This window comes from Aeromonas sp. s9 (assembly GCF_040907765.1).
Taxonomy (GTDB): Bacteria; Pseudomonadota; Gammaproteobacteria; order Enterobacterales; family Aeromonadaceae; genus Aeromonas; species Aeromonas caviae.
Genome location: NZ_JBFOCK010000044.1, coordinates 34,548 through 56,189 on the forward strand (window position 1 = coordinate 34,548; position 21,642 = coordinate 56,189).

At 62.1% G+C, this 21,642-nt stretch carries 19 protein-coding genes, 1 other RNA gene and 1 pseudogene; 17 read left to right on the plus strand and 4 right to left on the minus strand.

All coding sequences use genetic code 11. From position 1 onward, the window contains the following. The first annotated feature begins 33 nt into the window (after positions 1 to 33). Positions 34 to 909: an OmpA family protein gene (locus tag AB5Y54_RS08770; protein WP_039038755.1), complete on the plus strand. Its 876-nt coding sequence runs from the start codon at positions 34 to 36 to the stop codon at positions 907 to 909. A 100-nt stretch (positions 910 to 1,009) separates the two neighbouring features. Here AB5Y54_RS08770 and suhB read toward each other — a convergent pair whose 3' ends face one another. Beyond that, entirely contained in the window at positions 1,010 to 1,813 is an 804-nt protein-coding gene (suhB, locus tag AB5Y54_RS08775) for an inositol-1-monophosphatase (RefSeq protein WP_039038754.1), read from the minus strand. A 200-nt stretch (positions 1,814 to 2,013) separates the two neighbouring features. Between suhB and AB5Y54_RS08780 the strand changes: the two genes are divergently transcribed. The 8 genes from AB5Y54_RS08780 (at position 2,014) to emrD (ending at position 10,279) form a co-directional block, all read left to right on the plus strand. Continuing rightward, positions 2,014 to 2,469, plus strand: coding sequence for a hypothetical protein (locus AB5Y54_RS08780; RefSeq protein ID WP_104454311.1), 456 nt, complete (start codon positions 2,014 to 2,016; stop codon positions 2,467 to 2,469). A 120-nt stretch (positions 2,470 to 2,589) separates the two neighbouring features. Then, positions 2,590 to 3,198: a glutathione S-transferase family protein gene (locus tag AB5Y54_RS08785; RefSeq protein WP_203764921.1), complete on the plus strand. Its 609-nt coding sequence runs from the start codon at positions 2,590 to 2,592 to the stop codon at positions 3,196 to 3,198. 31 nt (positions 3,199 to 3,229) lie between these two features. After that, positions 3,230 to 3,892, plus strand: coding sequence for a glutathione S-transferase family protein (locus AB5Y54_RS08790; protein WP_041215003.1), 663 nt, complete (start codon positions 3,230 to 3,232; stop codon positions 3,890 to 3,892). A 195-nt stretch (positions 3,893 to 4,087) separates the two neighbouring features. Beyond that, positions 4,088 to 5,614, plus strand: a complete 1,527-nt coding sequence (locus tag AB5Y54_RS08795) for an ABC transporter substrate-binding protein (protein WP_368153455.1) — start codon at positions 4,088 to 4,090, stop codon at positions 5,612 to 5,614. After that, a complete protein-coding gene (locus AB5Y54_RS08800) occupies positions 5,611 to 6,573 on the plus strand; it encodes an ABC transporter permease (RefSeq protein WP_039038749.1) in 963 nt (320 codons plus the stop codon). Before AB5Y54_RS08795 ends, AB5Y54_RS08800 begins: the two co-directional genes overlap by 4 nt. A gap of 2 nt (positions 6,574 to 6,575) precedes the next feature. Further along, positions 6,576 to 7,382 carry an ABC transporter permease gene (locus AB5Y54_RS08805; protein WP_010675089.1) on the plus strand — a complete coding sequence of 269 codons (807 nt, stop codon included), beginning with the start codon at positions 6,576 to 6,578 and terminating at the stop codon, positions 7,380 to 7,382. Next, positions 7,379 to 8,809 (plus strand): ABC transporter ATP-binding protein, encoded by a 1,431-nt coding sequence (locus tag AB5Y54_RS08810; RefSeq protein WP_368153457.1) that lies wholly within the window; start codon positions 7,379 to 7,381, stop codon positions 8,807 to 8,809. Before AB5Y54_RS08805 ends, AB5Y54_RS08810 begins: the two co-directional genes overlap by 4 nt. 270 nt (positions 8,810 to 9,079) lie before the next feature. Beyond that, positions 9,080 to 10,279, plus strand: a complete 1,200-nt coding sequence (gene emrD, locus AB5Y54_RS08815; protein WP_039038746.1) for a multidrug efflux MFS transporter EmrD — start codon at positions 9,080 to 9,082, stop codon at positions 10,277 to 10,279. Between the two features lie 133 nt (positions 10,280 to 10,412). On the opposite strand, the gene ssrS is transcribed toward emrD, so the two are convergent. Together ssrS and zapA are read right to left on the minus strand one after the other, a co-directional pair. Further along, positions 10,413 to 10,595: non-coding RNA, 6S RNA (gene ssrS / locus AB5Y54_RS08820), on the minus strand. A 16-nt stretch (positions 10,596 to 10,611) separates the two neighbouring features. Next, a complete protein-coding gene (zapA, locus tag AB5Y54_RS08825; RefSeq protein WP_010675086.1) occupies positions 10,612 to 10,944 on the minus strand; it encodes a cell division protein ZapA in 333 nt (110 codons plus the stop codon). Between the two features lie 173 nt (positions 10,945 to 11,117). Here zapA and AB5Y54_RS08830 point away from each other — a divergent pair, with 173 nt between their 5' ends. The 8 genes and pseudogenes from AB5Y54_RS08830 (at position 11,118) to AB5Y54_RS08865 (ending at position 20,602) form a co-directional block, all read left to right on the plus strand. Next, positions 11,118 to 11,687, plus strand: coding sequence for a UPF0149 family protein (locus AB5Y54_RS08830; protein ID WP_042864005.1), 570 nt, complete (start codon positions 11,118 to 11,120; stop codon positions 11,685 to 11,687). Positions 11,688 to 11,874: 187 nt separating this feature from the next. Then, positions 11,875 to 13,098 (plus strand): 2-octaprenyl-6-methoxyphenyl hydroxylase, encoded by a 1,224-nt coding sequence (gene ubiH, locus AB5Y54_RS08835; protein ID WP_213319204.1) that lies wholly within the window; start codon positions 11,875 to 11,877, stop codon positions 13,096 to 13,098. A gap of 100 nt (positions 13,099 to 13,198) precedes the next feature. Continuing rightward, positions 13,199 to 14,419 (plus strand): FAD-dependent 2-octaprenylphenol hydroxylase, encoded by a 1,221-nt coding sequence (locus tag AB5Y54_RS08840; RefSeq protein ID WP_010675083.1) that lies wholly within the window; start codon positions 13,199 to 13,201, stop codon positions 14,417 to 14,419. A gap of 381 nt (positions 14,420 to 14,800) precedes the next feature. Beyond that, complete coding sequence (gene gcvT, locus AB5Y54_RS08845; protein WP_010675082.1) at positions 14,801 to 15,898, plus strand: glycine cleavage system aminomethyltransferase GcvT; 1,098 nt, start codon at positions 14,801 to 14,803, stop codon at positions 15,896 to 15,898. A 76-nt stretch (positions 15,899 to 15,974) separates the two neighbouring features. Next, positions 15,975 to 16,364, plus strand: coding sequence for a glycine cleavage system protein GcvH (gene gcvH / locus AB5Y54_RS08850; RefSeq protein WP_010675081.1), 390 nt, complete (start codon positions 15,975 to 15,977; stop codon positions 16,362 to 16,364). A 232-nt stretch (positions 16,365 to 16,596) separates the two neighbouring features. Then, a complete protein-coding gene (gcvP, locus tag AB5Y54_RS08855; protein ID WP_368153458.1) occupies positions 16,597 to 19,473 on the plus strand; it encodes an aminomethyl-transferring glycine dehydrogenase in 2,877 nt (958 codons plus the stop codon). 243 nt (positions 19,474 to 19,716) lie between these two features. Then, positions 19,717 to 19,978, plus strand: a pseudogene (locus AB5Y54_RS08860) (transposase); the annotation flags it as partial. 144 nt (positions 19,979 to 20,122) lie between these two features. Next, a complete protein-coding gene (locus AB5Y54_RS08865) occupies positions 20,123 to 20,602 on the plus strand; it encodes a hypothetical protein (RefSeq protein WP_368153459.1) in 480 nt (159 codons plus the stop codon). On the opposite strand, the gene AB5Y54_RS08870 is transcribed toward AB5Y54_RS08865, so the two are convergent. Further along, positions 20,590 to 21,537: an IS30-like element ISAs2 family transposase gene (locus tag AB5Y54_RS08870; protein WP_019706001.1), complete on the minus strand. Its 948-nt coding sequence runs from the start codon at positions 21,535 to 21,537 to the stop codon at positions 20,590 to 20,592. The genes AB5Y54_RS08865 and AB5Y54_RS08870 overlap by 13 nt on opposite strands. Positions 21,538 to 21,642: the final 105 nt, after the last annotated feature.

Below are 21,642 nucleotides of genomic sequence, written 5' to 3' on the forward strand. Positions count from 1 at the left end.
TAGATAATTCGAGATAGTGTGGAGGACAAGCCGTTGAATGCTTGGGTGTTGGGGTTGATCAGCATATCAGTGAGTATGCAGTTGCAGGCGGGCGTGACCGAATTTGGCGCCGGTCTGGATCAATCCGTCTGGCGCCTGACCTCTGATACCCAGGTGGAGTGCAGGCTGGAGCATCCTATTCCCCGCTGGGGAACCGGGGCCTTTGTCAGCCGGGCCGGGCGCAAGATCAATCTGGATTTCGAGCTCAAGGGGCAGCGACCCCAGGCGCGTACCCAGACAGTGAGCCTCGGGATCATGCCCCCCAGCTGGCGTCCCGGGGTGGCCGGGCGTCAGATCAGCCAGTTGCAGTTCTATCAGCAGTTTGACGGCCTGGTGGCGGGGCAGACCGCCTGGACCATGCTGGACGAGCTGGAAGGAGGGCGTATGCCGACTTTCCAGTATCGCGACTGGTATCGTCAGGACAGGCCGGTGCGGGTATCGCTCTCGTCGGTCAATTTCAGGGTCAAGTACCAGGCGTTCATGGACTGCCTGAGTGGCTTGCTGCCCTACAGCTTCAACGACATCGCCTTCAGCGTGCTCTCCTATGACAAGAACAGCGATCAGTTGTCACCGGCCTCCAAGCGGCGGCTGGCGATGATCGGTGACTATGTGAAGGCAGACAAGAGCATCGATGTGGTGGTGATCGACGCCTACAGCGACAGCTATGGCGGCCGCTGGCCAAACCAGAAGCTCTCCGAGAAGCGAGCGGATGCCATCAAGCAGGTGTTTGTGGATCTCGGCATCGAGGAGGGCAAGATCTCGGTGGAAGGGCACGGTGAGAAACAGCACGTGGCCTCCAACGAAACGGAAGCTGGCCGAGCCAAGAACCGCCGGGTGGTGATCAACATGGGACGCAACGGCACTATCTGATCCCGTTGAGTCATCGAGAGGGGCGGGATTTTCGCTGTAGTAAGGAATAAAAAATGCCAGTCGGCGAACCGACTGGCATTTTTTTCACGGGTATCCGGGATTACTTGGCCAGGGATTCCGGCAGGTTTTCGCGGATCTTGCCGAGCATCTCTTTCAGCACGCGGGGGTTGGCCACCACGATGTTGCCGGAGTTTTCGTAGTTGTGACCACCAACGAAGTCGGTGACGATGGCGCCGGCTTCTTTGGCCAGCAGCTCACCGGCGGCGGTGTCCCAGGGTTTCAGGCCGATTTCCCAGAAACCGTCGACGCGACCAGCGGCCACATAGGCGAGATCCAGCGCGGCGGAGCCAGCACGACGGATGTCTGCACACTCGATGAACATGCTCTGGAACATCTTCAGGTAGGGTTCGATGTGGTGCTTCTGCTTGAACGGGAACCCGGTGGCCAAGATAGTGCCGGAGAGCTCTTTGGCCTTGCCGACGCGGATGCGGTAGCCGTTCAGCTGGGCGCCGCTGCCGCGGGTGGCAGTGAACAGCTCGTCACGGATGGGATCGTAGACAACGGCTTGTTCGGTCTTGCCCTTGACGCGCAGAGCGATGGAAACGGCAAAGTGCGGAATGCCTTTGACCAGGTTGGTCGTGCCATCCAGTGGGTCGATGATCCATTGGTAGTCCGGATTGGTACCGGCAATCTCGCCAGACTCTTCAGCAACGATGCTGTGTTCCGGGTAAGATTTTTTGATGGTGTGAATGATGGCCGCTTCGGCGTCACGGTCAACGTTGGTCACGAAGTCATTGCTGCCTTTCTGGATAACCTCGATGTTCTCGGGTTGAGAAAAGGCTTTTACTACTACTTGACCGGCGTTGCGCGCAGCGCGCACGGCGATATTCAGCATCGGATGCATAGGTTCACCACTGGATGTTAAAGAACGGGGGATAAAAGGACGCGACATCTTACCAAGATATTCGGGAATAGCAACTGCTATGCCCTCATTCGGTCAGGGTGGTGACTGACAGATCTGACGGCTCCAATAAAGACCTGTAATCAACTAGTCTTATCGCGACAGCCGGATAACAGGCTGTGGTGAGCATAGGGATATGAGCCATGAATCTGTCATTAGTCAGTCAGAAACCGTCGTCGCGGACGACTCTGGGTGTGTTGGCCGCACTGCGTGCCGCCAGCGAAGAGAGCGATTATGTCACCGAGGTCCGGGTGGCACAGCCCCAGCAGTGGCAACCGTCGAAGGATGAAGCGGCGATCCTGCTGCTGGAAGAAGAGGGCGCTGCCTGGCCTGCTCCGCTCTGGCCTGCAGGAGGCAGTGCACTGGGATTGCCGGTGCTTCCCCTGTTGGTGCATCGACAGTATGAACATACTCCACAGGGGCCGGATGTCCGGGATCCGCATTTTTATTTCGTCTCCAACGGTATTCTGCTGGATGAGGCCGAACTGGCGGATCCTGCCTGCAGCCTGGTGCTGAAAAGCAAGTTTGAATCCTATTTTCCGCTGCTTTCCCGTCTTATCTTGCTGCGCCAGCGCCAACCAGGGGTACTGAGCAGCTAATCATCTCCCCCTCGATGCGGGCTGTTCAAGCGGCACAATATTTGTCATAACTGACCGACATTGTGCCGCTTTGCTATGGCCTGTGCAGCGGTTCACCGTGTGTTCGTCGACGGAGGTGACATGAAGGTTTATGAGCTGAGACGAGCCCCCAATGCCCGTCGGGTCAGAATGTTTCTGGCGGAGAAGGGGATCGAGATGGAATATCAGCAGGTCGATCTGGGGGCGGGGGAAAACCTGGCGCCCACCTTTTTGACCAAGAACCCGGCCGGGCGCATTCCTGTGCTGGAACTCGATGACGGAACCTGTCTGAGTGAAACCCTGGCCATCTGTCGCTATTTTGAAGAGCTTCATCCCGAACCGAACCTGTTTGGCAGCACCGCGCTGGAGCGCGCCACTATAGAGATGTGGAGTCGCTTCATCGAGTTCAACCTCTGGCTGCCGACCGGTATGGCGTTTCGTCATATCACCGGTTTTTACAAAGACCGGGAGCGGGTCTTCCCCGAATGGGGGGAGGAGTGCAAGCAACAGGCTCAGATCTGGTTTGACAAGCTTGATGCCCGTCTTGCCGAGGTGCCCTATATTGCGGGGGAACGCTTCACCATCGCCGACATTCTTGCCCTCTGTACCATTGATTTTGGCAAGGTGGTCGGCCTGCGTATCACCCCCCAACAGCCCCGTTTGCAGGACTGGCATGACCGGGTGAGTGCCCGGACCAGCGCCCAGGCCTGATCCTTTCCCCTGAACGTTCAAGGAGTCCAAGATGATAGAGTTGTACACAGCCGCCACGCCCAACGGGTTCAAGGTGTCGATTGCCCTCGAAGAGCTGGGGCTGCCCTACAAGGTCATTCCCCTTGATTTCGCGACCATGGAGCAGAAGAAGCCCGAGTTCCTGGCCATCAACCCCAATGGCCGCATCCCGGCCATCGTCGATCGGGACAATGGTGACTTCGCAGTGTTCGAGTCCGGCGCCATCCTTCTCTATCTGGCGGAAAAAACCGGCAAGTTGCTGCCGCAGGATCCCAAGCGCCGCTCCCAGGCCATCCAGTGGCTGATGTTCCAGATGGGGGGCGTCGGTCCCATGATGGGTCAGGCCAACGTCTTCTATCGCTATTTCCCCGAGAAGATCCCGGCCGCCATCGAGCGTTACCAGAAGGAGGGGCGACGCCTGTTCGAGGTGCTCGACGGTCATCTGGCACACCATGAGTATCTGGCGGACGAGTACAGCATCGCCGACATCGCTACCTGGCCCTGGGTGCGCATCCACGACTGGAGTGGTATCTCCATCGAAGGGTTGGTGCATTTGCAGGCCTGGATGGCACGCATGGAAGCCAGGCCCGCCTGCCAGAAGGGCATCACCATTCCACCGCGCAATGAAAGCCCCGAGGATCAGGTCAAGCGGGCGCAGCAGATGGTGACTCGCTGACACCATCATGATGGCCCTGACGGGCCATCTTTTTTATTCCCCTTTGACTCCCCGTTGTTTGACGATCTGCATCGCAGTCGCTTTTTGTCTTTCAAATAAGCCATTTATCAAAAATCAAAAGTCATTCTTCCTGATTAATTGTTATGTTATAACACAGCCTCTTTGGTTGATGAACATGAAGCTTGGATGGAAAGGATGACAAAAAAATGCACCGCAGCCGGGTGGTTCGCCCTGGCTCTGATGGCAGGAACGACTGCAGCCGATGGCAAACCGCTTGCCATGGTGGGGCCCTGGGAGATCCACAGTGTCGACCCCGCCAGCAACGGGGTCTTCTTTACTCGCATGCAGGTGGCGGAGACCCTGGTGGATGTCGATGGGAAAGGCAATCTGCAACCCGGGCTTGCCAGTGAGTGGTCGCGTAGCGATGACGGTCTGCAGTGGCGATTCACGTTGCGCCCCGGGGCCCGTTTTCACGATGGCAGCGAGGTGAGCGCCGAGCAGGCCGCTTTTGCCCTGCAACAGGCCTGGCTCAAGCCCGGCGTGATGACCAGCGCTCCCATTGCGTCCATCGGATCTGGAGATGGTGTCTTGAAGGTCACCCTGAGCGAACCCTTCGCCTCCCTGCCCGCCGTGCTGGCCCACCCCAGCACCCAGATCCTGGCGAAGACCGCCTACGATGCCAAGGGGGAGGTAACCCAGGTGATAGGCTCTGGCCCCTACCGCATCACCCGCCTGCAACAACCCCAGCGGATAGAGACTGTGCGTTTCGACGGCTGGCAGGGGGCCAGGCCCGCAATCGAGGAGGTCAGCTACCTGACGGTGGGGCGTGCAGAGAGCCGCACCCTGATGGCCGAGAGCGGTCAGGCCGACATCGCCTGGGGGCTGGATCCGGTCAGCATCCGCCGCTTGCAGCAGGCGTCACGGGTCTCCATCGCCTCGGTCACCCTGCCACGAACCATCCAGCTCAAGCTCAATGGCGCCGATCCTCGTCTGAGCGATCCGGTGGTGCGCCGTGCCCTGAGTCTCGCCATCGATCGTCGTGGTATGGCAGCCGCCCTGCTGCGGGATCCAGAGATGGCGGCAACCCAGCTCTTTCCTCCCACCCTGGGGGAGTGGCACCAGCTCGGGTTGACGCCGCTTGCCTATGACGTCAAGGCGGCCCGGGCGGCCTTCGCGGCGGCAGGCTGGCAGCCGGGGGAGGACGGTGTGCTGCGCAAGGGGGAAGAGCGCTTCGCCCTGACCCTGCGTACCTTCCCTGACCGTCCGGAGCTGCCGCTCCTCGCCACGGCACTGCAGGCGCAGTGGAAGGCGGTGGGGGTGGAGCTCAAGGTGGCGGTGGGCAACTCGAGCGAGATCCCGGCGGGCCATCAGGACGGCTCGCTCCAGCTTGGTCTCTACGCCCGCAATTATGCCCTGGTACCGGATCCCCTGGTTACCTTGCTGGGGGACTTGACCCCTGCCGGTGCGGACTGGGGGGTGATGAACTGGCACTCCCCGGCCATGACGCAAACACTGACCCGCCTTGCCACGCAAGCCTTGTCGCCCACAGACGCCGCCGCGGCTCGCCGGGAGATAGCCACGACATTGCAACAGGAGTTGCCGCTCCTGCCCATCGCCTGGTACCGCCAGAGCGCGGCGGTCAGTCGGGGGCTGGAGGGGTTTGAACTCGATCCCCAGGAGCGCAGCTATGGCCTGGACAAGTTGACATGGAGTGCACGATGACAGCGACACCCTTGTCTCGCGTCATGGGGATACTGGGTCAGCGTCTGGTGCAGGCGCTGGTGGTTGCCCTGCTGGTGGCCGGACTCTGTTTTCTGATGGTGCAGTCCCTGCCCGGAGACATCGCCTTTCGCATCGCGGCGGGTCGTTATGGCTATGACTATGTCACCGCCGAGGCGGCCAACGCGGTGCGCAGCGAGCTGGGGCTGGCCGGCTCGGCCCTTGCCCGTTTTGGCGACTGGCTGTGGGCCTTGCTGCAAGGGGATCTCGGCAGCTCCCTGGTGACGGGCGCACCGGTCGCCACCGACGTGGGTCATCACCTGGGCGCCACCCTGACGCTCGCGAGCGCCTCCGTGGTGCTGGCGCTGGTGGTGGCGCTGCCGCTTGGCAGCCTGAGTGCGCTGCGCCCGGGGGGATGGTGTGATCGCCTGACCCTGGGCTGGAGCGTGCTGATGCGTGCGTTGCCCCCCTTCTTGCTCGGCCTGGTGCTCATGGTGATGCTCTCGGTGGAGCTGGGCTGGGTCAGTGCGGCAGGGCACGGGGAGGGGAGCAACCTGTTGCTGCCCGCCCTGACCCTGGGATTGGGGCTCTCCGGCGTGCTCTCCCGGGTGGTGCGTGAAAGCGTGCTCACCGTGGTGCAGTCCGGTTATTACCGATTTGCCCTCACCAAGGGGCTTTCGCCGGCCCGGGTTTTCTGGCGCCACGGTCTGCGCAACACCGGGGTCAGCATCATCGCCTACACCAGCGTGCAGCTGGTGCTGCTCATCGAGGGGGTCGTGGTGGTCGAGAGCCTGTTTGCCTGGCCCGGGATCGGCCATGCGCTGGTGCACGCCATCTTCTGGCGCGACATCCCCATGGTTCAGGGGACCGTGCTGGTGCTGGCGGTGCTCTTCGTGCTGCTCAATACCCTCACCGATCTGCTTTGTCTTGCCATTGACCCCCGTGGTCCCAAGGAGTCCTGATCATGTCGTTGTCTGTCAAAACGGGGCTGGGCCTGCTCCTGCTGGTGGTGTTGTTTGCCCTGCTGGGCCCCGTGCTCTGGCCCGATCCAGCGGCTCAGGATCTGGCACAGTTTCTGGCTGATCCCTCCTGGCAGGAGCCCCTCGGGCGGGATCAGATGGGGCGCAGCCTGATGGCGCGCCTCGCGGCGGCGACCCGGCTCTCCCTGCTGCTGGGACTGCTGTGCGTCATCACGGCGGCGCTGTTGGGGTCATTGCTGGGCTGGCTCTCGGCCTGGCGCGGCGGCTGGGTCGACGGTCTGCTGCGCAGTCTGGCCGACGGCGTGCTGGCCCTGCCAGGCCTGTTGCTGGTGCTGCTCTTCTCCGCCATGGCCCAGGGGGGCTTTGCCATCCTCTATCTCGGGTTGGCCATGGCCCAGTGGGTGGAGTATTACCGGGTGGTGCGTGCCCGCAGCCGGGGGCTGCTCGCCTCGCCCCAGGTGGAGGCGTCCCGTCTGCTGGGATTCGGCCATGCCCATGTGGTGCGGCGCCATCTCTGGCCCGAGCTCGCCCCCCAGTTGCTCACCATGATGGCCTTCGGCCTAGCGGGTGCCATTCTAACCCTCTCTACCCTGGGCTTTGTCGGAGTGGGCATTCAGCCGCCAACGCCCGAGCTGGGGTTGATGATGACGGAGGCGCTGCCCCACTATCAGGAGGCTCCCCGTCTGCTACTGGCCCCCATTCTTGTCATGGGGCTGATGTTGCTGGCTCTGGTGCTGCTTCATCAGACGCGCGGCCTTGACATGCCATCTTCACAAGGAGCCACCTCATGACGGCCATTCATATCAAGGGGTTGCAGGTCGATGATGGCCAGAAAACCCTGTTGCAGGCGCTGGATTTCACCATTCATCCCGGCACCGCCCTGACCCTGATCGGGGAGAGCGGTTCGGGCAAATCCCTGTTGGCTCATGCCCTGATGGGGACGTTGCCAGCCCCCCTGACAGGCCGGGGCGAGATGGTGTCGGGTGGCCGCCATCACAACCTGGCCGACACGCCTCGCCTGCGCACTCTCTGGGGGCGGGAGCTGGCGATGCTGCCCCAGGAGCCGGTGCTGGCGCTGGATCCCACCATGGGGTTGCTTGCCCAGGTGGAGGAAGGGTGGCTGCCAGGGGGCAAGGAGGCCCGATCGCGGGCCCGCGCCGCCCTCGAGCGGCTTGGACTGGCCGGGCGGGAGGGCGCTTTTGTACACCAGCTCTCGGGAGGCATGGCCCAGCGCGCGGCCTTTGCCGCCGCCACCCTGGGGGAGGCCCGTCTGCTGGTGGCCGACGAGCCCACCAAGGGGCTCGACAGCCGGGCCGCAGCCAGGCTGGGTGCCTTGTTGCTGGGCTACCTGGCCCGTGGACGCCATCTGCTGACCATCACCCATGATCTCTCCCTGGCTCGCGCATTGGGGGGCTGGGTGCTGGTGGTCAAGGGAGGAGAGATCGTGGAACAGGGGCCCGCCGAGCGTGTGCTGCACACGCCATCCCATGCCTATACCCGGGCCCTGCTGGCGGCGGAGCCCTCCGCCTGGCCCGAGGCGGCCGTCCCTCCCACCGGTGACTGGCTCATCCGCGGGAAGGAGCTTGCCATGGGATATGGGGATCAACCCCTGTTCACGGGGCTCGACCTTGCCCTGGCGCAAGGGGAGCGAATGGCCATCATGGCGCCGAGCGGCGCGGGCAAGAGCACCCTCGGCAACGTGCTGCTGGGGCTGCAACGCCCCCTGCAAGGGGAGGTGCTGCGCCGGGAAGGGATAGCCCCCTGCCGCTGGCAGAAGCTCTATCAGGATCCGGTGCAGGCCTTTGCCAGCCGGGTGCGCCTCGCCACCCAGTTCGATGATGTGCTGCGTCTGCACAGGCTGCCTCGCCATCGGCTTGTCGACTATCTGGCCCGGTTGGGGCTGGACGAACGGCTGCTGACGCGCCTGCCAAACCAGGTCTCGGGAGGGGAGCTGCAGCGGCTGTCGCTTATCCGGGCCCTGCTGCTGCGTCCCGTGCTGCTGTTCGCCGATGAGCCCACGTCCCGGCTCGATCCCCTGAGCCAGCAACAGACCATCGCCTGTCTGCTGGAGGAATTGGGAGAGATAGGCTGCGCCCTGCTGTTGGTGACCCATGACGAAGGGCTGGCCGGCAAGGTTGCCCCTCGTTGTCTGAGACTGGGGGAGGCGGGTAACCCCATGTTCGAAGGCGCGTCGGCCGAGGTGAGAAGAGTGGGGTAAAGAGGGGACAGGATGAATCCTTCCCCCATGATGAGATGCCAGTGACGGGGCCTTGGGCCCCGTCGCATTAGAAAAACTTGGGTAAGCAGATTATAAAGTTTCGTTCGTTTTTTGTGATATGAATCACTAAGATTGTCGTAAGCCAGAGAGCGTCCTGCTGCTGGCGGGTGCGGGTCCTCCGCCTTGTTCCTCTTCAACGACCTTTGTCAGACACCTCCTGCAGATCCCTGCCCGGAGGGTGGCGGCTTTTTGATCTTTTTCGGACGAGATATGTATCGGCACAGCTTCTATCCCCTGTTTTTCCTGACCATTCTGATGGTCGCCGTGGGTCAGATGACCCAGACCCTCTATGTGCCCTCCATTCCCATGATGGCGGGGGACTTCCATGTGGCCTCCGGCCAGCTGCAGGCGGTGATGGCCTGCTACCTCATTCCCTACGGCCTCTCCCAGTTCGTTTATGGCCCCTTGTCGGATCGCATCGGTCGTCGCCCTGTGCTCATCATCGGCATGATGATCTTCCTGGTCGGCACCCTCACCATCCAGCTGATCCCGAGCTTCACCGCCTTGCTGGCGGGTAGCCTGATCCAGGGGCTGGGCACCGGGGCAGGGGGCGCCATGAGCCGGACCGTGATGCGCGACCGTTACAGTGGCGCCGAGCTCAACCGTGCCAACAGCCTGGTGAGCATGGGGGTCATCTTCTCCCCTTTGCTGGCACCTGTGCTGGGCGGCTGGCTCACCGAGCTGTTCAACTGGCGTGCCGGCTACTGGTTCCTGTTCGGTTTTGGTGCCCTGACCACCCTGGCGCTGCTGGCCTGGTTTGGCGAGACGCTGCCAGCATCCGCCCGCCAGCATTCGCTGCGGGTGGGCGCCGCCTATCGTCATGTGCTCGGCAACCCGCGCTTTCAGGGCAACCTGCTCTGTCTGATGGCCACCTTTGCCGGCCTCGCGGTGTTCGAGGCGGCGGCCGGGGTGTTGCTGGGGGACGTGCTCAAGCTGAGTGCCCGCACCGTCAGCGTGCTGTTCGTGCTGCCGCTGCCCGGTTATCTGTTCGGCGCCTGGCTTTCCGCCAGACTGAGTTTTCGCCTGAGCCAGGGCAAGCTGATGCGCCTTGGCATCGCCTTCCTGGCCCTGGGGTCGCTCATCATCCTGGTACCCGGGCTGCTCGGCATGGTGAGCGCTGCCTCCCTGGTGGGCGGGGCTGCGGTCTACTTCATTGGCAGCGGCATCCTCTACCCGACCGCCACCTCCTGTGCCATCGAGCCCTTCCCGGGCCAGGCCGGCACTGCGGGAGCCGTACTCGGGGGCATGCAGAATCTGGGGGCTGGCGTGGTAACCCTGCTGGCCGCCAGCTTCCCGATGACGGGGCAGGTGACCCTGGGGGCCATCATGACGGTGATGGTGCTGATCGTGGCCTTGAGCTTTGTGTGGCTGCGCCACCACGGCGCGCCCCACGAGCAGATGGCCGTCTGACACGGCCAAGAGCCCGCCCCGTTGGCGGGCTTTTTACTGCCTCCTGCCGGGTGGCGAGACGCCGCAGGCGAGTGGAAGGGGGTTGCCGCGCAGGCAAAGAAAAAGCCCGTCGTGATGACGGGCTTTTTTGGGTAGGTACCCCGGAGATGCCGTTGCCGGTTTGGGCCCTTGAACCGTCGGTTCAAGGCGGAGATCTAATCTGGCCGCAGGCTTCTCGGTCGGGCCGAGCATGCTCAATAGCCAGAAGGCAGACCCCCTGTTTGGTATGAATATCGGCTCGGGGACTTGAACCGGCTGACAAACACTCCAGGGAATTTCAAAACTCGGTGCGATTAGGGCTGTTGCGCCTCTTCGCTGGATTCACCGTATTGTCCGTGCTCGATCAATGCGGCTTCGATGGTGCGTTGCAGCATCTTGATCCGCTTGTCCATGGTCTCAGAGTATTGGTGGTTTTTCTCTTTTTCAAGGCAGAGCTCGTGACAGAAATTGAGCGCTGCCATGACGGCCAGCTGTTCGTTGCTGGAGACCTTGGAACGTTGACGAAGCTCGATGAGCTTGTCGGTCAGCTGGTCGGCGGCCTGGCGCAGGGCATCTTGTTGTCCCAGGGGACAGGACACCTTGTAGGGACGTCCCAGAATGACGATTTCTACGGCCTCTATGCTCATGCCTTCCTCAATACGGCGGGGCTGATTTCCGCCTTTATCCACGTGGACAACTGGGCGGGACTATATAGCGCAGATGCAGAAGTTTCAAGGCCTTGCTGGCTCTGGCAGGGGGAGAATGCTAGGATCTCGGCCATAAATTCTGCATATTTGCCTGAACTTTGAGCGGATCCTAGATGAGCAAAACAAACCCCCTGAAATACGCCGCCGTGGCGGACCTGATGGCACAGCACGACCTCATGGCGACGGCCGTCGAGGCCCATGGCGTGATCTGCGGCCTGGTGTGCGGTGGCGTGGCCCTGGACGACAAAAGCTGGCAGCCCCATTTCAATGATCTGATCAACGACGGTTTCGGTCTGCCGGCCCCGGTGCGCCAGGTGATGACCGACCTCTATCACGAGGTGATCGAGAGCCTGATGGCACAAAAGGGCGTCGAGCTGCTGCTGCCAAGCGACGAGGCGCCGCTCGATGAGCGCATCGACTCGCTGGTGGACTGGTCCCAGGCCTTCCTGGCCGGCTTTGGCGTGGTCCAACAGGAGCTCTCCAAGGCATCCGAAGAGCTGCAGGAGATGATTCAGGACATCGCCAGCATCACCCAGGTCTCTGCCGAGTTCGATCAGGAAGATGAAGAGAACGAAGCCTCCTTCCTGGTGCTCTACGAACACGTGCGCCTCGGAGTCATGATGGCGTTCGAGGAGTTTGGCAAGCGCCCGGCCGCGCCGAGCACGCCGCCGACCCTGCACTGATCTGCCCGCCCCGCGGGTCAATGAAAGAGCGCATCACGGCGCTCTTTCTGTTTTACAAGGGGCGAGAGCAGGGGAGGAACTCTGCTAACCCATGGTGCCAAAGCGGTTTTTTGCCCGTGGCTTCGCATCCCGTCCGCCACCTTTGTGGTAGGATTGGCCCACGTTTTTTCGCCTATGCCCTCTTCTCATGTCTCAATCTGATCTGGTTCACGTCGACGTGGCTATCGTCGGCGGTGGTATGAGCGGTGCCGTGCTGGCCCTCTCCCTTGCCGCCCTGAAAGGACAGGATGGCGCCCCCCTGCAGATCCTGCTGCTGGAGGCGAGTGCGCCCGAGCTCAATGCTCATCCCGGTTTCGATGCCCGTGCCATCGCGCTTTCCGCCGGTACCTGCGAGGCGCTGGCCCGTCACGGCCTCTGGCCGCACCTGGCGCCCCACTGCTCCCCCATCACCCATATCCATGTGTCGGATCGGGGCCACTGCGGCCAGACCAGGCTGTCGGCGGCGGAGTATGGCCTGCCCGCCCTCGGTCAGGTGATCGAGCTGTCGGCGGCGGGCATCGTGCTGCAAGAGGCGATCGCCGCCTGCCCGCAGATCCGTATGTTGTGCCCGGCCAGGCTTGAGGCCATCGACCCCGACGAGGGGGGAGTGACGCTCGCCCTGGAGGGGGGGGCGCGCTACCGCACCCGGCTGCTGGTGGCGGCCGACGGGGGCCACTCCTTCGTGCGCCAGCATTTCAAGATGCCGGTCAGTCGCCACGATTATGGCCAGAGCGCCATCATCGCCACCGTCAAGACCGCCGAGGATCCCGCCGGGCGGGCCTTCGAGCGCTTCACCGACGGAGGGCCGCTGGCCCTGCTGCCCATGCAGGACGGCCTCTCTTCCCTGGTGTGGAGCGTCCCGCGGGACGAGGCACAGGGGCTGCTTGCACTGGATGACGCCGCCTTTCTCGCCCGTCTGCAGCAGGCTTTTGGCTGGCGCCTCGGGCGCATCGAGCGTACCGGCGTGCGCCACCTCTATCCGCTGGTGCTGACGGTGGCCGACTACCCGCTGGCCCAGCGCACCGTGCTGGTGGGCAACGCCGCACACCTGCTGCACCCCATCGCCGGTCAGGGGTTCAACCTCGGCATGCGGGATCTGGACGTGCTGACCCGGACCCTGGCCCGTGCGCTCGCGGCGGGGGAAGACATCGGCGGCTTTGAGGTGCTAAGCGGCTACTGGCAGCAGCGGCGTGACGATCAGGCCCAGACCGTCTGGCTCACGTCCTCCCTGGCCCAGCTCTTCTCAAACCATCACGCTCCCCTGGTGGTGGGCCGCAATCTGGCGCTCTCCCTGATGGGCAGAGTGCCCTGGCTCAAGGCACCGCTCGCCTCCCGCACCCTGGGATTCGTGGGCGAGGTGTGCGGCCAATAAGCGCTGTCGCCCCGGCGGCAAAGACGATTTCGAGCAAGAGGCACGCCTGTGGGCGTCGCCTCGCAGATCCTGGCGACTCGCCCGGAAAGGACACAAGAGAATGCAGATGCAAGATGTGGATGTGGTGATCGTGGGGGGGGGCATGGTGGGCCTGGGGCTCGCTGCCGCCCTCAAGAACCGGGCGATCAAGGTGGCCATCGTGGAAGGCCGGCTGCCCGATGCAACGCTCGGTGAGACGCCGGACAACAGGGTCAGTGCCCTGAGCCTCGCGAGTCAGCACATCCTGCAAGGGGTCGGCGCCTGGGACGGCATAGTGGCGCGCCGCCTGCAGCCCTACGAGAAGATGCAGGTGTGGGAGCAGGACAGTTTCGGCCACATCGATTTCGATGCTGCCAGCCTGCGTCAGGGGGCCCTTGGCCACATCGTCGAGAACCGGGTGATCCAGCTTGCGCTGCTGGACGCCATCGCGGGGGCCAGCAATATCCAGATGCTGACCCCGGCCCGGGCCACCAGCCTGCAGTGCGGGCCAGCGGGCGCCTTGCTGCTGCTGGAAGATGGCCAGGCCCTCTCGGCCAAGCTGGTGGTGGCCGCCGACGGCGCCCACTCCTGGGTGCGCCGTCAGGCAGACATTCCCCTCACCAGCTGGGATTACGGTCATCACGCCCTGGTGGCGACGGTGCGTTGTGCCGAGCCCCATGAGGCGGTGGCGCGCCAGATCTTCACCCCCCAGGGGCCGCTCGCCTTCCTGCCCCTGTGGCAGCCCGACCTCTGCTCCATCGTGTGGTCTGTGCCCGCGGCCCGCGCCGAGGCGCTCTGCGCCCTGGATGACGACGGCTTCAACCGCCAGCTCACCGCCGCCTTTGATGGGCGCCTCGGGCTGTGCAAGGTGGAGGGGGCTCGCAGCGCCATTCCGCTGACCGCCCGCTACGCCCGCGACTTTGCCCGCGAGCGCCTGGTGCTGGTGGGGGATGCGGCCCACACCATCCACCCGCTGGCGGGGCAGGGGGTGAATCTGGGCTTGCTGGATGCCGCCGCCCTGGCGGAGCAGATCCTCATTCATCACGGCAAGGGCGCGGACATCGGCCTGCTCGCCAACCTGCGGGGCTACGAGCGCTGGCGCAAGAGCGAGGCGGCGCGCATGCTGGCGGCCATGGAGGGGCTCAAGCGACTGTTTGCGGGCAGCAACCCCCTCAAGAAGCTGGTGCGCGGGGTGGGGCTTCGCGCCGTCGACGGTCTTGGTCCCCTCAAGCAGGGCATGATCCGGGCCGCCATGGGGCTGGATGGGGAGCTGCCCACCCTGGCCAAAGGTGAAAAAATCTAATATTACCCCGGGGTTTTAACAAAAAAACTAATCTGACAGGGCGAGATGCCCCTTCGGGGTGTCAGCCTTTAATGTTGGCGAGAAGCGAAACGTTTTTCTGTAAATTGTGACGGGACGGTAAAAATCAACATTAAATCCCGCAGTGGCGCGGTTTTGGCTGTTTTTATCACTGTTTTTGCCTTAGTGTCTGGTGTCAGTGAGTTGGGTGAGGATTAGTTTTTTTTGAGCGGTGCCCCGGCACGCTTGTCATATAATCCGCTCCGTTCAAGGAATCACTCCTGCCCGCCCGGGCGGGAACGAGCACAGAGCTTGTGGTCCGTAGTTCCCGACGAGCCGGGGCGGATTGCGAGTGTTGTCGCGAACGCTTAAGGAAACACAGCGATGATCCAGACTACTGTATTGCATCCGAAACACCTGGAAGCGGGTGCCAAGATGGTGGACTTCCACGGTTGGGAGATGCCCATCAACTACGGTTCCCAGTTGGAAGAGCACCATGTGGTGCGCACCGATGCAGGCATGTTCGATGTCTCCCACATGACCATCGTCGATTTGACCGGCGAGCGGGTCAAAGCCTTCCTGCAACACCTGCTGGCCAACGACGTGGCCAAACTCACCGTCCCCGGCAAGGCCCTCTACAGCGGCATGCTCAATCCGGAAGGCGGCGTCATCGATGACCTTATCACCTACTTCCTGACCGATACCTTCTACCGCCTGGTGGTGAACTCCGCCACCCGCGAGAAGGATCTGGCCTGGATCCGCCATCACGCCATCGACTTTGCCGTGAGCGTGACCGAGCGCCCCGAGCTTGCCATGATCGCGGTGCAGGGCCCCCACGCCAAGGCCAAGGCGGCCAAGGTGTTCACCCCCGAGCAGAATGCGGCGGTCGAAGGCATGAAGCCCTTCTTCGGTGTGCAGGCCGGGGATCTCTTCATCGCCACCACCGGCTACACCGGCGAAGATGGCTACGAGATCGTGGTCCCCCAGGAGAAGGCGTGCGATCTGTGGCAGGCCCTGCTGGACAACGGCGTGGCCCCTTGCGGCCTGGGTGCCCGTGATACCCTGCGCCTGGAAGCGGGCATGAACCTCTACGGTCAGGACATGGACGAGTCAATCTCTCCGCTTGCCGCCAACATGGCCTGGACCCTGGCCTGGGAGCCTGCCTCCCGCCAATTCATCGGCCGCGCCGCCCTGGAAGCCCAGAAGGCCGCCGGCAACCAGCCCAAGCTGGTGGGTCTGGTGATGGAAGAAAAGGGCGTGCTGCGTGCCGGCATGCCGGTCACCTTCACCAGCGAGAGCGGCGAGACACGGGAGGGGGTGATCACCTCCGGCTCCTTCTCGCCCACCCTGGGTTACAGCATCGCCCTGGCGCGGGTGCCCCGTGATATCGGCGAACAGGCCCAGGTGGAGATCCGCAAGAAGCAGGTCACCGTGAAAGTCACCAAGCCGGCCTTCGTGCGCAACGGCCAGCCGCTGGTGTAATCATTGATTGCGGCGAGGGTTGACCTTCGCCGCCCCATTTTTGTTGAAGCGATCCAAGAGCATAAAGGAAGCACAAATGAGCCATATCCCGAGCGAACTGAAATATGCCACCTCCCACGAGTGGGTCCGTGTTGAAGCCAACGGCGAAGCCGTGGTCGGCATCACCGAGCACGCCCAGGATCTGCTGGGGGACATGGTGTTCGTCGATCTGCCGGAAGTGGGCAAGCAGGTGAGCGCCGGTGAAGATTGCGCCGTGGCGGAGTCCGTCAAGGCCGCCTCCGACATCTACAGCCCGGTGAGCGGCGAGATCCTGGCCGTCAACGAGGAGCTGGAAGGCAGCCCCGAGCTGGTCAACTCCGACCCCTACGGCGCCGGCTGGCTGTTCCGCATCAAGCTGGACGACGCGGGCGAGCTCGCCAACCTGCTGGATGCCGAAGGCTACCAGAACGTGGTGGACGAAGAGTAATGCCCCCGGGCCCTGCCAACACAGCAGGGCCCACTTGTATGATTGCCATCCTGCGGCCATGGCGGTTGCAGGAAGGGTGCAGCCTTTGCGCCTTCGGGATGCCCTTGCCGCATTCCCCGTCTGCCCGCGGCGGACACAGAACATGAGTGGAGCCGGTATCGACCGGCTACAGGAACATCAGGTCTTGGTTATCAGGATGTCATGCCAGGACCTATTACCAGGAAATAGGGAAATGACCCAGTCACTGTTTGAACTCGAGCAAAAAACCGATTTCATCCGCCGTCACATCGGCCCGGGTGAGGAAGAAGTGCGGGCCCTGCTCGCCACCGTGGGGGCCGAGAGCCTGGACGATCTGATTGAGCAGACGGTCCCCGCCGCCATCCGTCGTCCGGGGCCGCTTGGTATCGGCGCCCCCATGACCGAAGTGGAGGCCTTGGCCAAGCTCAAGGGCTATGCGGCCAAGAACCAGATCGCCAAGAGCTACATCGGCATGGGTTACCACGACACCCACGTGCCCCACGTCATCTTGCGCAACGTGCTGGAAAACCCGGGCTGGTACACCGCCTACACCCCCTATCAGCCCGAGCTGGCCCAGGGCCGTCTCGAAGCCCTGCTCAACTTCCAGCAGCTCACCCTGGATCTCACCGGCATGGATCTGGCGAGCGCCTCCCTGCTCGATGAAGCCACCGCCGCCGCCGAAGCCATGGCGCTGGCCAAGCGCATGGCCAAATCCAAATCCAACCTCTTCTTCGTGGCCGACGACGTTCACCCCCAGGTGATCGACGTGGTCAAGGAGCGCGCGGTCCACTTCGGTTTCGATGTGGTGGTCGGCCCTGCGGGCGAGGCCGTGAGCGAAGAGGTGTTCGGTGCCATGTTCCAGTACCCGGGCACCACCGGCAATGTGACCGATCTGCGTTCCCTCATTGCCGCCGTCCAGGCCCAGAAGGGGCTGGCCTGCGTCGGGACCGACATGCTCTCCCTGCTGCTGCTCAAATCCCCGGGTGAACTGGGTGCCGACGTGGTGTTCGGCAGTGCCCAGCGCTTCGGCGTGCCCATGGGTTACGGTGGCCCCCACGCCGCCTTCTTCGCCACCCGCGACGCCTACAAGCGCTCCATGCCGGGTCGCATCATCGGCGTCTCCAAGGATGCCCGTGGCAAGAGCGCCCTGCGCATGGCCATGCAGACCCGCGAGCAGCACATCCGCCGCGAGAAGGCCAACTCCAACATCTGTACCGCCCAGGTGCTGCTGGCCAACATGGCGAGCTTCTACGCCGTCTACCACGGCCCGGTGGGGCTCAAGACCATCGCTTCCCGCGTGCACCGTCTGACCACCATCCTGGCGCTCGGCCTTACCGCCAAGGGCGTGGCCCTCAAGCACGGAAGCTGGTTCGATACCCTCACAGTACTGACGTCGGACAAGGCTGCACTCATTGCCAAGGCCGAAGGGCTCGGTATCAACCTGCGTGCGGATCTCGATGGTGCGGTCGGTGTGTCCCTCTCTGAAACCACCACCCGAGGGGATGTGGCCGAGCTGTTCGACCTGTTCCTTGGGGCGGGTCACGGCCTCGATGTGGAGGCCCTCGACCAGGCCGCCCAGACTCATCACGCCATTCCGCAAGATCTGCTGCGCACCGACGCCGTGCTGACCCACGAGGTATTCAACAAGTACCACTCCGAGACCGAGATGCTGCGCTACATCCACCGTCTCGAAGCGAAAGATCTGGCCCTGAACTACGCCATGATCTCCCTAGGCTCCTGCACCATGAAGCTCAACGCCACCGCCGAGATGATCCCGGTGACCTGGCCTGAATTCGGCAAGCTGCACCCCTTCGCGCCGCTCAAGCAGACCCAGGGTTACCAGCTGCTGCTGGCAGATCTGGAAGACTGGCTGGTGAAGGTGACCGGCTACGATGCGGTCTGCATGCAGCCCAACTCCGGCGCTCAGGGCGAATACGCTGGCCTCTTGGCCATCAAGAAGTACCACGAGTCCCGCGGCGAGGGGCATCGCGATGTCTGTCTCATCCCGGCCTCTGCCCACGGCACCAACCCGGCTTCCGCCCAGATGGCGGGCCTCAAGGTCATCGTCACCGCCTGTGACAAGGCCGGCAACGTGGATCTGGACGACCTGCGCGCCAAGGCCGCCGAGGTCGGAGACCAGCTCTCCTGCCTGATGGTGACCTACCCCTCCACCCACGGGGTGTACGAGGAGACCATCAAGGAGGTGTGCGACATCGTTCACCAGTATGGTGGTCAGGTGTACCTGGACGGCGCCAACATGAACGCGCAGGTCGGGCTGACGGCACCAGGCTTTATCGGCGCGGACGTCTCTCACCTCAACCTGCACAAGACCTTCGCCATTCCTCATGGCGGTGGCGGTCCGGGCATGGGCCCCATCGGCGTGAAGAAACACCTGGCACCGTTTGTAGCCGGTCACGCCGTGGTCAAGACCGACAAGGAAAGCCGTGACAACGGCGCCGTGTCTGCCGCCCCGTTCGGCTCGGCCAGCATCCTGCCCATCAGCTGGATGTACATCGCCATGCTGGGTGACGAGGGGCTCAAGAAATCCACCCAGGTCGCCATCCTCAACGCCAACTACCTGGCCAAGAAGCTCGGCGAGTCCTTCCCCGTGCTCTATACAGGTCGCAACGGCCGGGTGGCCCACGAGTGCATCCTGGACATCCGTCCGCTCAAAGAAGCCAGTGGCATCAGCGAGATGGACGTGGCCAAGCGCCTGATGGACTACGGCTTCCACGCGCCGACCATGAGCTTCCCGGTAGCGGGCACCCTGATGGTCGAGCCGACCGAATCCGAATCCAAGCGCGAGCTGGATCGCTTCGTGGAAGCCATGACCGCCATCCGCGCCGAGATTGCCCGGGTACAGGACGGTCACTGGAGCCTTGCCGACAACCCCCTGGTCCATGCGCCGCACACCCAGGACGACGTGATGGATGCAGAGTGGAACCGTGGCTACAGCCGCGCCGAGGCGGTCTTCCCGTCCGACGCGGTGCGCGCCAGCAAGCTGTGGCCGTCGGTCAACCGCATCGACGACGTCTATGGCGATCGCAACCTGTTCTGCTCCTGCGTACCCACCGAGGATTACGTCAAGTAATCGCGGCGCCGTGATCACGGCCATTTAAGTTGGAAACCGTGACATTGAAGTTGGAAACCGACCATTCAAGTTGGAAACTCAAAGGCCCTGCAACAGCAGGGCCTTTTTATTATTCCGTGGACTGAGAGTCATTAAATTATAAAAATGATCGCATTTTGATCTTTCAGCCGTGTTGGGGAAGGTGCGAACAAGTCTCTGGTGTGAGACTATCAGTCTCACTTGGTATCAGGGATGAGGTTCAGCATGGTCCAACAGTTTACTTTCGCGGATAGCAAGTTCAATGGTAAACGCCGCAAAACCCGCAAAGAGACATTCCTAGCCCGCATGGACGCTTTGCTCCCATGGGCCAGAATGCTCAGTGTCATTGAACCGGTCTACCCGAAAGCTGACAACGGCAGCCGTTCCTATCCACTCGACACCATGCTGCGAATTCACTACATGCAGCAGTGGAATAACCATCTGCGATGGCGCCATGGAATATGAGCTCTACGAGATTACTTCTCTGTGCGGTAGATGGGCATACAGATGACCGAGTTGATAAGAGAAGAGCCCACCAAAAGAGGTGACGCTACCAACCAATACCGAAACGGCGCAGATATCCAAGCCATTTGATAAGGAAACTCCACCTTCAGAGAGGGTTTAGAACAACATGAATATTGATTGGGATGTTGTGCGAAAAAACATAAAATTTTTAGTTGCACTATATAGACCTTCATTAGCGAAAGCACTAAGTGTACCGTTGTTGTTGGCAGGAGTAGGCATTCTCAACACTCCTTTATGGCTAGATATTTTAAATTGGCTTTTGAGTAACCAAAAATTCTTCCCAGAATATAGTGGGCCAATATCAACTCCAATGTTTATAACCGGGTGGGTGTTAATTGGTCTAAGTATTTTTATTTATTTTATTGAAGTGTGGCTTCAAATTAAATCAATGCGCCAGGAAAGTGAAAAAAAGCTACTGGATACCGTTAAAAATCATCCAAAACAAACAGCGGATTTGATAGTTGATCAGATGAGGGGGGCCGGATTTACCGCTCAGCATCTTCAAGACGAAAGAATAGAAAAACTTGCCCACGAAATTACCTCGCGAATTCAACTTCGAAGTGCGACACTCGCCTATGCCGCCTGACGGTACTCTTCGAATACCTTGACAGGCTGCCTGAATCCGAGACATTTCCGAGGTCGTAGGTTGAGCCACTGCTCCGCTCTCCTGACATCCTCGTCCGTGACCTCTCTCAGGTCTGTTCCCTTTGGGATAAACTGCCTCAACAGCCCATTGCTGTTCTCGTTCAGACCGCGCTCCCACGAAGAGTAAGGGTGCGCAAAGTAAGTCTCGGCACCCAGCGCTTCCTCTATCGCCTTGTGTTCGGCAAACTCGCCGCCGTTGTCAAAGGTGATGGTATGCACCTGCTCGATGTAGGGCGTTAACATCTCGATTATCGCATCCCGCACCACCCCAGCCTGTTTGCTCGCGACCCGCTTGACCAGATAGAGCCGGCTCTTGCGCTCCACCAGGGTGACCAGTGCACCTGTGCCTTGCTTGCCCAGCACCGTGTCCGCCTCCCAATCACCGAGCCGCTCCCGGCTATCGACGATAGCCGGCCGTTCATCAATAGAGCGGGCTTCCTTGATGGGAGAACGCAGGCTGCTCGCCCCCTTGCGGTAGCGCTTGTGGCCCTGGCGCAGATGGCGGTACAACTGGCCACCCCGGGCTTTGTCGGCGGCCACATGGCGGTATATCCACTCGTGACTCACCATGAGGCCTATCTGCTTGCCCACCGCGCTTATCTGCTCCGGGCTCCACCACCAGGCGAGTGTCAGCTCGACAAACTGGATGACATCGGCAGATAGCCGAGATTTGGCCGCACTGGCCCGTCGGTGGGTGGCGTGCTGATGCGCATTGTCTGGCTGGTAGCCCTGCGGCCCGGCGTTACGACGCAGCTCCCGGTAGAGGGTGGAGCGATGAACGCCAATGGCGCGTGCGGTGGCAAGGATGGACATCCCCTGTGCGCGAAGCACCGATAACTGGTATCGTTGCCCCTCGGTCAACTGCTGATAGCTCATGGTGATACTGCTTTTACTTTGGCGAGCAGAAGGGTACCACCAATCAGCAGTTGGCCACCTCTCGCCATTCATCCATGAGTGTCGCACTTATTATCTGAATTCCCG